Annotated in this window: 13 protein-coding genes and 1 tRNA gene; 5 read left to right on the top strand and 9 right to left on the bottom strand. The window is 57.5% G+C overall.

The genetic code is table 11. From position 1 onward, the window contains the following. Positions 1-90: 90 nt before the first annotated feature. The 3 genes from ACR0LH_RS13675 (at position 91) to lptF (ending at position 1,963) form a co-directional block, all read left to right on the top strand. Positions 91-166, top strand: a tRNA-Trp gene (locus ACR0LH_RS13675). A 131-nt stretch (positions 167-297) separates the two neighbouring features. Next, positions 298-741: a hypothetical protein gene (locus ACR0LH_RS13670; RefSeq protein ID WP_480721387.1), complete on the top strand. Its 444-nt coding sequence runs from the start codon at positions 298-300 to the stop codon at positions 739-741. A gap of 91 nt (positions 742-832) precedes the next feature. Beyond that, positions 833-1,963 (top strand): LPS export ABC transporter permease LptF, encoded by a 1,131-nt coding sequence (lptF, locus tag ACR0LH_RS13665; protein ID WP_480721386.1) that lies wholly within the window; start codon positions 833-835, stop codon positions 1,961-1,963. Here the strand turns inward: lptF and ACR0LH_RS13660 are convergent. Beyond that, positions 1,960-2,790 carry a LysR family transcriptional regulator gene (locus tag ACR0LH_RS13660; RefSeq protein WP_480721385.1) on the bottom strand — a complete coding sequence of 277 codons (831 nt, stop codon included), beginning with the start codon at positions 2,788-2,790 and terminating at the stop codon, positions 1,960-1,962. The two genes, lptF and ACR0LH_RS13660, sit on opposite strands and share 4 nt — an antisense overlap. Before the next feature lie 101 nt (positions 2,791-2,891). Here ACR0LH_RS13660 and ACR0LH_RS13655 point away from each other — a divergent pair, with 101 nt between their 5' ends. Then, the gene (locus ACR0LH_RS13655) at positions 2,892-3,482 is read left to right on the top strand and encodes an HD domain-containing protein (protein ID WP_170566411.1); all 591 of its coding nucleotides are present in this window, start codon (positions 2,892-2,894) and stop codon (positions 3,480-3,482) included. Here the strand turns inward: ACR0LH_RS13655 and speB are convergent. The 8 genes from speB to ACR0LH_RS13615 form a co-directional block, all read right to left on the bottom strand. Beyond that, positions 3,479-4,321, bottom strand: coding sequence for an agmatinase (speB, locus tag ACR0LH_RS13650; RefSeq protein ID WP_480721384.1), 843 nt, complete (start codon positions 4,319-4,321; stop codon positions 3,479-3,481). The two genes, ACR0LH_RS13655 and speB, sit on opposite strands and share 4 nt — an antisense overlap. Next, positions 4,318-5,487 carry a carboxynorspermidine decarboxylase gene (gene nspC, locus ACR0LH_RS13645; protein WP_480721382.1) on the bottom strand — a complete coding sequence of 390 codons (1,170 nt, stop codon included), beginning with the start codon at positions 5,485-5,487 and terminating at the stop codon, positions 4,318-4,320. The genes speB and nspC overlap by 4 nt, the downstream gene beginning before the upstream one ends. An 84-nt stretch (positions 5,488-5,571) precedes the next feature. After that, on the bottom strand, positions 5,572-6,783 hold the full coding sequence (locus tag ACR0LH_RS13640; protein ID WP_480721381.1) for a saccharopine dehydrogenase family protein: 1,212 nt from the start codon (positions 6,781-6,783) through the stop codon (positions 5,572-5,574). A 15-nt stretch (positions 6,784-6,798) separates the two neighbouring features. Then, a complete protein-coding gene (speA, locus tag ACR0LH_RS13635; RefSeq protein ID WP_480721380.1) occupies positions 6,799-8,688 on the bottom strand; it encodes a biosynthetic arginine decarboxylase in 1,890 nt (629 codons plus the stop codon). Positions 8,689-8,962: 274 nt separating this feature from the next. Next, a complete protein-coding gene (locus tag ACR0LH_RS13630) occupies positions 8,963-10,504 on the bottom strand; it encodes a di-heme oxidoreductase family protein (RefSeq protein ID WP_480721379.1) in 1,542 nt (513 codons plus the stop codon). After that, positions 10,464-10,949: a bacterioferritin gene (gene bfr / locus ACR0LH_RS13625; RefSeq protein WP_480721378.1), complete on the bottom strand. Its 486-nt coding sequence runs from the start codon at positions 10,947-10,949 to the stop codon at positions 10,464-10,466. Before bfr ends, ACR0LH_RS13630 begins: the two co-directional genes overlap by 41 nt. Next, a complete protein-coding gene (locus tag ACR0LH_RS13620; protein ID WP_170485646.1) occupies positions 10,897-11,190 on the bottom strand; it encodes a (2Fe-2S)-binding protein in 294 nt (97 codons plus the stop codon). Before ACR0LH_RS13620 ends, bfr begins: the two co-directional genes overlap by 53 nt. 133 nt (positions 11,191-11,323) lie before the next feature. Then, a complete protein-coding gene (locus ACR0LH_RS13615) occupies positions 11,324-12,595 on the bottom strand; it encodes an imelysin family protein (protein ID WP_480721377.1) in 1,272 nt (423 codons plus the stop codon). A gap of 232 nt (positions 12,596-12,827) precedes the next feature. Between ACR0LH_RS13615 and ACR0LH_RS13610 the strand changes: the two genes are divergently transcribed. Further along, a complete protein-coding gene (locus ACR0LH_RS13610; protein ID WP_480721376.1) occupies positions 12,828-13,379 on the top strand; it encodes a ZrgA family zinc uptake protein in 552 nt (183 codons plus the stop codon). Positions 13,380-13,383: the final 4 nt, after the last annotated feature.

Genomic DNA, 13,383 nt, shown 5'->3' with positions numbered 1-13,383 from the left:
CGCAACTTGTTTGTGGAATACACAACAGTGGCTAAATCTGAAAAAGCCTCTTGAGTCCGCCGCGCGGCTGGCATATCTGGGGCGCACCTTAGGGGTATAGCTCAGTTGGTAGAGCGACGGTCTCCAAAACCGTAGGTCGCGGGTTCGAACCCTGCTGCCCCTGCCATTTCTCTCAAAATCTCTGGTAAGCCTGCTCTGCTCAAGCCGTAGCATTTCGGCCATGATTTCTGTATTCTTGGCAAACCAAGTAGTGTTGTCCCCGTTCTTGATAAGTTTGAGCCGCTTTGGGGGCAATTCATGCGTATTTTCTTTAAGCAAAGCCTTGTGGCGTTCTGGTTCGTATGGTGGGCCTTTGCTTTTCTTACTGACTTTATCGGTGGCCTCGAGCTGCTGGGGTACACATCTACGCCCTGGTTCGATGGGCACAACTACCCATTCCTGGAAAAAACACTTGAACAGTTCGGAGCGACTCCGGCCGTGGATATCGCCCTTTTTTTCGGTATCATTGTCTGGGCTTTGATTTCGGCCCTGCTATTTTTGATAGCGGCTGCAACGCCTTATGAGAACAAAAGGCTATGGATCAAACGTGTTGATACGGCCTTTGTGGTGTCTATCGGCCTGTGGCTGGCGTTCTTTCTGTCTGACCAGACGGTCATGAAATTCGACCTTGAAGAAAACCACATGGTTCAGGGCGGTTTTCAGCTTTTGTGTTACCTGACGATTCACCTGCTGCCGGATTGAGGTAAAATTCGGCGGAGTGTCCAATCGCGGTTTCCACAGCTTTCCGAATACAATACTGTCGGCGGGAACTTGATCAGACGGATGGAGACACATGTCGCGCTTCGATGGATATTTCCTGCGGCAACAGCTGATTCTGTTCGGCTTTTTCACTCTGGTTCTGGTGGGGGTTTTCTGGATCACCCGGTCGGTCAGCCTGTTTGATCGCGTGATCAGCGGCGGGCAGTCGGCAATGGTGTTTCTAGAGTTCACCGCCCTGACCCTTCCCACCTTGATCCGAACCGTAATGCCGATGGCGGTGTTCGCCGCCGCCGTCTATGCCACCAATCGCCTGAGTCGGGAAAGCGAGTTGACGGTCATGCTGGCCACCGGGTCCAGCCCGTGGCGGTTGGCCCGCGCCGTGTTTCTGTTCGGGCTGATTACCGGGCTGATGATGGCTGCGATCAGTGTCTTCCTTCGTCCCGCGTCCGTTGATCAGCTCGAGCGACGTCAGGCCGAAGTAGCGGGCGATGTCACCGCCCAGCTTTTGAACGAGGGTGAATTCATGCACCCGGCGGCTGGTGTCACGGTGTATATCGGGCGGATCGACTTGGATGGGACGCTGTACGAAGTGTTCGTCTCTGACCGTCGGGATGAGGATAACCCGGTCAGCTACTCAAGCAAAACTGCCTATCTGGTCAATCACGGTGCCGGTATACACCTCGTGATGGTGGACGGGGTTGCTCTGCGATTGACGCAAGAGGGACGGACGCTGTCATCGACCCTGTTCGAGGATGCGTCCTATGACATCTCAGGGATGACAAACGCCAACCGGATAAACAAACGCAGTCTCGAAGCCATTCCGACCCTAGAGCTGCTGCAAGGCCGGGACGCGATTATCGCTGCAGAAGAATTCCGCGAAGGTGAGTTGATCGACGAACTGCATCAGAGGTTTTCGTGGATTGCCATATGCGTGGCGGTCGCGATGGCCGGATATGCCACTTTGATGCTGGGAAGCTTCTCAAGGTTCGGACTCTGGCCGCAGATATTCGGGGCGTTTACGATTCTGGTTTTGCTGGAAGGCGTGCGAGGATTTGTGTCGCCCGTCGTGATCGACGACCCGGATTTGTGGATATTGCTCTATCTGCCGGCGATTCTGGGCATCCTGATTTCATGCGTATTTCTGTTGATCGCAGGTCGTCCGCTGTTTCGCACCCGACGCCAAACAGCGCCGTCTGCGGCCTAGTCCGTACCTCTTAGGTCAGTCACGCACCCCAGTACACTTTCCATAGCTGGGCTGTTCTTTCGGGCGATCAGGTAAACGGGCAGCAAAAGGTCGCGCGAACCTGTCACGAGGCATAGATCGCCAGCGCGTAAGTACTCATCAACAAGATATTCGGGAAAATAGCCGGTTCCGCCTCTTTTGAGGATGTAGCGCAGGGCCATCATGCAGTTTCCCAAAAAGACCGATTGGGTCGACGCCTGTCGCGCGATCGACCGCACGTGATCCTGATAGACCTCTCCCAGTTCCAGATTGACGAAGACGGGATCGTGCAGGTTGGTCGTCGCCTGAACCAATATCAGCCGTTCCGGGACAAGCTCTTTATGCTCAACCCGCGCATCGGTTGGCTTTTCATGAGTCAGCGCCACGTCCAGAACATGCGTTGCCACGGCGTCGACCATATTGAGATCGTGATCATAGTTCAGCGTCAGCAGAATTTGCCCAAGGCGTTGTTCAAATCGCACGGCCAAGTCAACCAGCAAAGGATCCCAAACGCTGAGTTGCGCGCCCAAGCGCAGAGCGACCCGGTTCTGTGTCTGGGCTGGCAAATCGTGGGATGCAAATGACCAGAGCGATAGCATCTGTTCGGCATAGGGCCGGAATTGGCGTCCGAATTCCGTCAGCCTGGTGCCCCCGGCACCGCGTGTGAACAGGGGCTTTCCGGTTTCTTCCTCGATCAGCCGGATGCGGGCACTGACAGCCGTCTGTGTGACGTTCAGCTTTCGGGCGGCGGCGTGAAAGCCACCTGTTTCGGCAACGCACAGAAAGGTTTCAAGGGCTTTGGTTTGCATGTCGAAAGTATTTTTTGATTAGTTTGATAAAATCAATTCATTTTTTTGCAGTGCGCCACTCGGCTATTCTGCCCCGCGAAAGTTAGTCAAAGGACCGCGACATGCTGGACAAAAGCCACAAGCCCACCTGGACCAGTTTCGAGGAGGCGACCAAGGCGGATTGGGACGCCGTGATGGAATATGAAGAAGCGTATAATGCTGCTCTGCCCGACCGTATTCTGGATGCGATCCGGTCGCTGGACGAGGACTGGACGCCCTATCCGGTCAACCGCTATCAGCACAGCTTGCAGGCCGCGACCCGTGCTTTCGAGGATGGCGCGGATGAGGAACTGGTGGTTGCCGCCCTGATCCACGACACCGGCGATATCCTGTCGCCCTACAACCATGGTGAGTTGTCAGCGGCGATGATGAAACCCTATGTCAGCGAAAAGACCTATTGGATACTGAAACATCACTGCGTGTTTCAGGGCTATTACTACAACCACCATCTTGGCGGCGACCGCAACGCGCGCGACAAGTATCGCGACAGCCCTCACTGGGAGGATTGCCGTTATTTCTGCCACGAATACGACCAAAAGGCGTTCGACCCGGACTATCCGACCAAACCGCTGGAGTTCTTCGAGCCGATGTTGCGCCGCGTGTTGAACAGGGGCGAAGGTCACATGGAGTTGAACGAAACGGCCGAGGGTTAACAGGCCGCCATCAGGCGATAGACGATTTGCGCGGCGGTAAAGTCCCACGCCGCGTTGCCATCGGGGGCCAATTCGACCACGTCGAAGCCCACACATCTGCGGCCTTTCAGGGCATGTTCGACCAGCCTCAGGGCTTGGTAGTAACCAAGCCCGCCCGGGACAGGTGTACCGGTGGCAGGCATTTGCGAGGGGTCCAGCCCGTCCACGTCAAAGCTGACATAGACCAGTTCGGGGAAATCGTCGGGCAGGTCGACGGCGTGGATGTTGCCGGTGACAAGTTCCTCGGCATCCACGTGAAAGACGTGGTTTTTCAAACGACTTTTGGCTTCTTCGGTGGAAAAGGCGCGGACGCCGAACTGGGCCAGTTTGATGCCCTCCTCGGCCAGCAGGTGCATGACCGAAGCATGTGAGTGTTTCTCGCCCTGATAAGCGTTGCGCAGGTCGGCATGGGCGTCGATCTGCACGATCCCGATGGGTTGGCTTAACGCCCGCGCCACGCCCATCACCGCGCCATAGCTGAGCGAATGCTCACCGCCCAGTGTGACCGGTACCTTGCCCGCGTGAATGGCGGCCTCGGTACGTTGGGCGAGGCGTTCCATAACCTCAGGCAGGGGGCCGTCGCAGTCCAGTGGGTCTTCGGTGTAGATGCCTTCGACACAAGGTTCGGCGTGGCCGGTGATGCGCTCCAGCTCGTTGCTGGCTTCGATAATGGCTTCGGGGCCTTTGGCGGTGCCCGAGCCGTAGGAAACGGTTCGCTCCAGTGGCACCGGGATCACGCGGAAACGGGCGTCTTCGGTGCGCTCAGACGCGGATAGTTCGCTGTCGAGGAAAATGCTCATGAGAGGCGGTCCTTAAAGTCGTCATAGCCGAACTGTTTGATGATTGTCAGCTCGTCCGTTTCGCTGTTCCACAGCGCGATGGTCGGCAGGGGCACGCCGTTGAACGTGTTGGTTTTGACCATCGAGTAGTGCGCCTGATCGAGGAAGGCGAACCGCTGGCCGATCTCCAGCGGTTTGTCCCATATATAGTCGCCGATCACGTCACCGGCCAGACAGGACGGCCCGCCCAGACGATAGGTGTGGCCTGTGTCGGCCTCGTCCATCAAGGCGGGGCGATAGGGGGCTTCGATAACGTCAGGCATGTGACAGGTGGCCGAGATATCGGTGATCGCAAGGGTCATCCCGTTGGTCGGCAGATCGAGGATTTCGCCCACCAGAATGCCCGCGTCCAGCGCGACGGCCTCTCCGGGCTCAAGGTAGACATCGACGTTGTAGGTTTCGCGGATGGTCTTGATGAACTCCACCAACCCCTCGCGGTCGTAATCGTCGCGGGTGATGTGATGGCCGCCACCGAAGTTCAGCCATTTTAACTGACTTATGAAGGGCTTGAGTTTCGGCTCGACCGCCTCCCACGTGCGTTGCAGGGGCTCGAACCCCTGTTCGCAGAGCGTGTGCATGTGCAATCCGTCTACGCCTTTCAAGGTCTGGGCAGTCAGTTGGCTGACAGGGGTGCCGAGGCGTGAGCAGGGCGCGCAGGGATCGTATTTGGGAATCTCGCCCTCGGAATGTTCCGGGTTGATGCGCAGGCCGACCTGAACCTTGGCGGCTTGGACCTTGGCGAGGAACCGGTCTTTTTGTGCAGGCGAGTTGAAGATGACGTGGTCGGAGAGCGCAAGGATTTCGTCGATGTCAGAGTCTTTGTAGCCGGCGCAGAAGGTTGCAACCTCGCCGCCATATTCCTCGCGGCCCAGACGCGCCTCGTAGATACCGCTGGCGCAAGTGCCGCCGAGGTGCCGGCGCACCAGCGGAGCGAGCGAGAACATGGAGAACGCCTTGAGCGCGGAGAGGACATGTGCGCCGGAGCGGGTGCCAACATCGGAGAGGATACGCAGGTTCCGCTCAACCGCCTTTTCGTCAACTACGAAACACGGGGTGGGCACGCGGCTCAGATCGAAATTGCGAAACGCTCCGGCGTCGCCGGCCTGTGTGGTCATCATGTCGGACATATCAGGCGTCTCCGATTGTGGAGAGGCCGGGGGGCCAGCCCCCCGGACCCCCCGGGATATTTTTGGCCAGATGAAGAATTCGGATCAGAATTCGACCGGGCCGTCGAGTTCGTGGACTTGCCACGGCAGGCCGTGGGTGTTCAGCATGTCCATGAAGTCGTCCGGGTCGAGCTGTTCCATGTTCCATACACCCGGTTCGGTCCAGTTGCCTTTCAGCACTTGTGCCGCGCCGATCATGGCGGGGACGCCGGTCGTGTAGCTGACGGCTTGGCTGCCGACCTCGGCATAGCATTCCTCATGGTCGCAAATGTTGTAGATGTAGAAGGTTTTTTCGCCCGAGCCGTCTTTGGCCTGGCCCGTGGCAATGTCGCCGATGCAGGCTTTGCCCTTGGTTTCTGCGCCTAGGTCGCCGGGATCGGGCAGCAGGGTTTTCAGGAACTGGATCGGGATGACTTCCTTGCCGTCATGCATCACCGGGTCGATGCGGGTCATGCCGACATTTTCCAGCACTTTGGCGTGGGTGATGTAGGCGTCGCCGAAGGTCATCCAGAAGCGGGCGCGCTCGATCTCGGGAAAGTGGGTGCTGAGCGATTCCAGTTCCTCGTGATACATCAGGTACATGTTCTTGGGGCCGATGGCGGGGAAGTCGAACTCGACCTTATGGGTCATGGCGGGGGAGTGTTTCCACTCGCCACCTTCCCAGTGGCGCACTTCGGCCAGCACTTCGCGCAGGTTAATCTCGGGGTTGAAGTTGGTGGCGAATTCCTGATCGTTGCTGCCGCCATTGGCGTCCAGGACGTCGATCTGGCGGATCGTGTCCAGCTTGTGTTTCTTGAGCCACTTGGCAAACACGCTGGTCACGCCCGGATCGAAGCCAGAGCCGAGGATGGCGGTTAGGCCGGCCGCTTTGAACCGCTCCTGGTAGGCCCATTGCCAGTGGTATTCAAACTTGGCCTCATCCTCGGGCTCGTAGTTCGCGGTGTCGAGATAGTGGATGCCGGCCTCAAGGCAAGCATCCATCAGCACCAGATCCTGATAGGGCAGTGCGAGGTTCACGAGAATTTCGGCGCCGGTGTCCTTGATCAGCTTGACCGTGTCCGCGACCTTATAGGCGTCCAGTTCGGCGGTTTTGATCTCAACGCCTACGCGTTCTTTCACCGATTTGGCGATGGCGTCGCATTTCGATTTCGTGCGGCTGGCCAGAGTGATTTCGGTGAAGATGTCCGAATTCATTGCCATCTTGTGCACCGCAGCGTGGGATACGCCGCCAGCGCCGACAACCAGTGTTTTGCCCATGGGGTCGTCTCCTTTTTATTCGTAATAAGTGTAGCCGTTGATCGAGTCGCGATAGGCGCTCATGAGGGTTTTGCGGTCTTTGGCTTTCAGAGTACCGGTCGAGATCGCCTCGTCCACCATTTTGCGGAAGGCGGCGACGCAATCGGTCGGGTCGAATTCCACATAGGACAATACTTCTGAGATCGTGTCGCCTTCTTGTTCGTGCAGCAGGTCGAAGCCGCCGTCAGGTCGCAGGTCGATGGTGACGACGTTGGTGTCTCCGAACAGGTTGTGCAGATCGCCCAGCGTCTCTTGATAGGCACCGACGAAGAATACCCCCATGAAATACTCGTCATTCGCGGGTAGGGAATGCACGGGCAAGCTGGGAGATACTCCATCGGCCAGAATGAACCGGTCGATCTTGCCATCGCTGTCGCAGGTGATGTCCGACAGGACTGCGCGGCGGTCGGGTGTTTCGTTCAAGCCTTGCAGCGGGACGATCGGGTGCAGCTGGTCGATTGCCCAGACATCGGGCAACGACTGAAACAATGAGAAATTGCAGTGGTAAATATCAGCCACTTTCTCAAGCTGGTCGTCGACATCCGTTTCCAGAGTGTCACTTGCAGCCAGTGCCTTGAGGCGGGCCATCAGGGAAAGGTAGATGCGTTCCGCACGGGCCATCTGGCGCAGGTCGACATAACCGCGTCTGAAAAGAGCGCGCAACTCGTTGCGGTAGAAAGTGGCGTCGTTCCAACATTCCTGAAGGCGGTCTTTGCTGAGATAGCCGTGCACCGCAGCGAGGTCAGCCACGAGATGGTGGTCGTCCTGTTCGACTTCAGGACAGTTTGGTGCATCGTACAATGTGCTTTCCAGTACGTTGAACACCAACATCGAGGACGTCGCGACCACAGCCCGGCCGCTTTCGGTTACCAGTGTCGGATGGGCGACTGCGGCTTCGTCCATCGCGTAGGCGACGGTTTCCACCACGTTGGCGCAGTATTCCTCGACCGTGTAGTTGATCGAGTTCTCGGCGGCCTTCTTTTCGCCCGTGTAATCCACACCCATGCCACCGCCCAGATCCAGGTGGGTCAACGGAACGCCTTCACGCGTGAGCTCGGTGTAGTATCGGCACGCTTCTCCGACGGCGCGGCGCACATCGTTGACGTCCTGAACCTGCGAGCCGAGATGCGAGTGCTGCAGTTTGAGGCAATGCAGCAAGCCAGCCGCTTTGAGCTTGTCAACGACAGCCACCAGTTGATCGGTATTCATGCCAAAGGCGGAACGGTCGCCGGAACTCTCTTCCCACTTGCCGCTGATCTGGTTGGTCAGTTTCACACGAACGCCAATCAGGGGTTCTATGCCAAGCTCATTATATGCCGCGATGACGGTGTCGGCTTCTTTGGGGCTTTCCAGGACGATAACCGTGTTGAAGCCGATCTTGCGGCTGAGGATCGCAAGCTGGATAAATTCGGTGTCCTTTACGCCGTTGCAGACGATAAGCGCCTCGCTTGCCAGTCGATGGGCCAGTGCAATGACCAGTTCCGGCTTGGACCCAGCCTCGAGGCCGTAATTGTACTTTTGGCCAAAGTCGACGATCCGGTCGATCACCTGAGCCTGCTGGTTCACCTTGATAGGAAAGACGCCACGATATTTACCCTTGTAGCCAGTGCGAGCGATGGCCGCTGAGAAACTGTCGTTGATATGGGCGATCTCGTTTTCCAGATACGAACTGATACGCAGGATCATAGGAGCCTTGATGCCTCGTTCGTCCAGATCGCTGAGAATTCCGGGCAGGCTGATCGCGGCCGTTTGCGGGGACATCGGGTTGCGCAGACCGATCTCGCCGTGCTCTGTCACCTCGATGAGGCCCTTGCCCCATTTATCAACCCCATAGATGGAATGCGGTGCGTCGGGCGTCTGTTTCAATCAAGTCAGTCCTTAACGTAGGGGTGCAGGTCTCGCGCCCGCCAAATACGGCAGCAGCTTGATTCTTCCAAGTGTAATCTATGTGACGGGGTTTGCCGAATTCACGCGGAGTGCCAGACGGGGATCAGGTGATTGTCCCATTGACAGGTCTAACGCGCCAAAGCCCGTGGCACCGTCCCCAAGCGTCCCATTATGCCCCGGCTACCCTTGCGTGCGGACGCCCGGACCGCATACGTCCTTCAGGGCAACTGCACGGGCAACGCGACCGCGCGCATTACAGGCTCTCGAGAAATCGAATGAGCGCCGCGCGGTCTGCCTTTGGCATCGATACGACCCTGTCCCGAGCTGGTTGTGCTTCCCCGCCGTGCCAGAGGATCGCCTCCAGCACAGATCGGGCGCGGCCGTCATGAAGAAATTGAGTGTGCCCCGAGACCTGTCTGGTCAAACCGATCCCCCATAGTGGCGGGGTGCGCCACTCACGACCTGTCGCGCGTGCCTCGGGCCGATTGTCTGCCAGTCCGTCGCCCATGTCATGCAGCAGCAGGTCGGTATAGGGCCAAATCAACTGGAAACTGTGCTCGGGTCGATCTTCCATCCGGTGGGTGACGTGCGACGGCGTGTGACATGTGGCGCAGCCTGCTTCATGAAACACCCGTTTGCCGTGCAGTACTTGTGGATCGTCCGCATCTCGCCGCTCGGGCACGCCGAGGTTGCGACTGTAGAATGCGACCAGGTCCAAGCCCAGTTGGTCGATTTCAAACACGCGGTCGTCCGAGGCTCCGTGAGGGGCGTTCACACAGTCGGCTTGTAACTGGGTGCAGTCTCCGTGGTTCGCGGGGTACAGCGGGCTTGAGATGCCGATGTCGCCCGCAAAAGCTGCTGCTGATTGCTCCATGATGGTCGGTAAGCCAGCCTTGTGACCAAAGCGGCCCATCATCGGCTCGCCATATTCTACGGACCAGACAATATTTGGCCGTCCCGATATTCCGTCACCATCGGTGTCATCGGGGTCTGCTTTCGACAGTAGATCGGCGACCGGGATCGCCTCGAGCAGCCCCATCCCGATCATTTGCGGAGCAACGCGCGGGCTGATCATCGCCTGGGGGTGTAGTGGGCCATATCCCAGGTCAGCAGCTTTGTAGACCGGGTGGCGCAGCGTAGCGACCTCTCCGCCCGATAGCGTGACTGGAACGTCCCGGTACGTAATGTCCAATCGGTATTCCGCCGGATGACCCGGCAGGGACAGATCCTGCAACTGACCGCCGTAGTTCGGTTCAGGCGAGGTGGCGATATAGTCCTTGATCTCGTCCACTGTGTTCCCGCCGGGAACCGAAACACGCAGGAACATCGAAACAGCGTTGTCCGCTGGCCCGTTCGGTGCGTGGCCGCGCCCGTCCTTTATGTGGCAGCGTTGACAGGAGCGCGCATTGTAAAGCGGCCCCAAGCCATCAGAAGCCAGCGTGGAAGACGGAGACGAAACCCAGATCTTTTTGAACAGCCCGTTGCCGACCCTGAAGTCCAGCTCTTGCTCGAACTTTAGGTTGCCCGAGGGTTGCGAGAACGCGTCCTGGTCCGCGCGCAGGCGGACAGTTGCGGCCCCGGCGGGCAGTTCCTCGAACCGCTGTGGCGCGTCGAAACGCTCGGGTGCCGCTGTGACGCTTGCAATCCGGGCTTGTTCGTCCTGAGTTCGGGGTTGGAAGTTTAGGTGCAAGTCCTGCAGCTCGGCTGACAGGGACGGCGCGGCCGCAAAAACGACCGCCACCGCAAGAGAAAGCCTATTCGCCTTCGTCCATTTTCGATGCGTTGAGTTGCGCATAATTGGCTTCGCCAATCCTTTCATACAGATCAAGCTGCGTTTCGAGGAAGTCGATGTGGCTCTCCTCGTCGCGGATCATTTCCTCGAACAGAGACATGGACGCATAATCGCCAGCCTCGCGGCAGTATTCACGCGCCTCAACGTACAAAGCCCGAGCATCGTTTTCGGCGGCCAGATCGCATTCCAATGTTTCCTTGGGGTTTTGACCGATCCTCAACGGGTCCAGTTTTTGCAGGTTGGGGTGGCCCTCCAGAAAGATGATCCGCTCGATCAACTTGTCTGCGTGGCCCATCTCCTCGATGCTTTCTTCGCGGCTTTTCTTGGCCATATGGCCAAGACCCCAATCCTCTTGCAGCCGGTAGTGCAGCCAATATTGACTGACCGCCGTTAATTCATGCCGCAGGGACTTGTTGAGATACTCGATTACCTTGGGATCGCCCTTCATCTACACTCTCCTGTGTTCCTTCTGTGCGCAACGCACGAAGCTGCATGGGGACTTCCAGATTATCGCTGGCACGCATCATGTCTAGGAAAAGCGGCATACAGCCACCACAATCCGCTGACTTTCCAAGGGCATGGTAAATCTTGCCAGGGGTGATGATTGCCTGTTCGTCAGACGACCGCATCCAGTCGATCGCGGCGCGGATGTCGTGGTCGGTTATGTTTGTACAATGACATACGATCATGACGACTCGCCGATCTTTTGATTTCTTACTTAATTAGTCGGTTATTCAGCGCGGGTCCAGCCGCAAGTTGCGTTTTCACTTGGCCAAGCGGTGCCGAAGCGCGAAACGTTCCGCGCTCCGGCACCGGACGACCTTACTGAAAGACGGCCTCCGGGTTGTCCAAACTATCCGAGCCTTCAAACGCGACTTGGTCCAGTTTCAGAGTCGCCACAATGCGTTCAATCGTTTTTGTCTGATCAATCAGCCCATTTACGCCCGCCATGATCAGCTGCTCTCCGCCTTTGTTGCCACGTTCCAGCATTTGGTCATATGCGAACCCGGACTCAGCCGTCGCCTTCAGACGTCCCAGAGCCTGCATCGTATTGGCCAATTTGACCTTCATTTCGGCATCCAGCTCTGGGTTTGTCTCGCTCAGCAGATCAGAGAGAGACGCGCCGCCGACCGGAGTGCCATCAATGCGGGTATAGCCTCCCAGATAGACATTCTGGATGCCCAGCCCGTCATAGTAGTGGCTGTTGTGAGTATTGTCCGAGAAGCAATCGTGCTCTTCCTCGGGGTCATTCAGCATCAAGCCGAGACGCATCCGCTCTCCGGCTTGTTCCCCATAGGAAAGTGAACCCATCCCGGTGAGGATTGCGCTGATCCCGGCGGTTTCGTTGGCTGTCAAAGCCGCACGTGCCGCGCCGCCTTCTTTCCATTGCTCTGCCATCCACGCCAGATCACTGACCAGCAGGTCCGTTGCCGCACTCAGGTATTGCGCGCGACGGTCGCAATTGTCCCCTGTGCACGCGTCGCCCTGCACGTAGTCCGTGAAAGGACGGTTTCCTGCGCCAGAACCGTGGCCGTTCAGATCCTGGCCCCACAACAGAAACTCAATGGCGTGATAACCGGTTGCAACATTGGCCTCGATCCCATCCGCTTCGTGCAGGGTGTCGCTTAGAAGGGCCGGGGTGATCTCGCTGGCGTCAATGGTTTTGCCTGAAAGGTCGAAGCTGGGATTGGCAATGACGTTCAGGGCAGCGAACGCGTTTTCGTCGTTTGCGCCGCCGTAGGACGCATCGACATAGTCGATCAGCCCTTCGTCCAACGGCCACGCGTTAACCTTGCCTTCCCAGTCATCGACGACAGCGTTGCCAAAGCGGTAAACCTCGGTCTGCTGGTATGGCACGCGCGCGGCAATCCACGCGGCTCGGGCGGCGTTCAATGTTGCGTCCGACGGATCGGCGATCAAAACGTCTATGGCGGCCCCAAGCGTCTTGGCGGCGATCAGGCTATCTTCGTATTTTGCCTGGGCAATGTCGGCGTAGGTCGTCAGGATTTCCGACCGGGAAGGGGATTCGTCTGCGGCAAGCGCGTTTGCAGCGGTCAGCGCAAGCACGCTGGCCAAGGTAATAACTCTGATCATCTGGGTCAGGTCTTTCGATTCAGAAATGGAGATTGGCGCGCTGGCATGGGCTGGCTGACTATTAACTGAGTGAAATGGTCAACATTGTCAACCGAAGTTTCATAGTGGCGGCTTCGCGCCCTGAACGTTTTCTGCCTCCCCATATCTGGTGGGGCAGAAACGTCTTCCTTGCGATTGTGCCTTGTTCACAAAAAATTTAAATAAATCAACGTATTTCGTTCAAGGTGTAGCTGTGAAGATTAGATGCTCTTTGGTTGCTTTGGTCTTGTTTCCCGTAGTCGCCATCGCCGAAACCCTGCCAGAGATGATTGCCCAGGCAGAGGCCAACCATTTGGATATCGCCATTTCCGGGGCGCAATTCTCACTGTCCCTAACTGTCTCAGGGTCCGACATTTTCGGTGACCAAGACGTAACCACGGACCACAGGTCCAAAGTGGCCATCGCGGTTTCAAACCTCTCCAGACCGTTCGACCTGTTTCAAACCCCGCGCGAGGCCGGATGTGTTGCGACTTCTGCCAATGTGACGCTTGCGGGTGCCGGCTTGGGGCGCGGTGCGATGGCTGATCAAGCTGAAAATGGCGCCGTTGGCCAAGGTTTTCGTGCGGACTATGCGATAAATTGCAGAAACATTGATGCGGTCCAGCATATTCGTTTTGCCTATTTTGACCGCTTCCCGAACGCTGAAAAACTTGTGGTAAAGGTCATGGGAGCGGGGACGAACCTATTGCAGGATGTAACGCGCGATAGTCCAATGTTGGACTTTGCCGCGACCCAAGGTCTTTGAGGTC

The organism is Ruegeria sp. CL6 (assembly GCF_056536465.1).
This window is presented reverse-complemented; position numbering and strand designations above follow the sequence as displayed.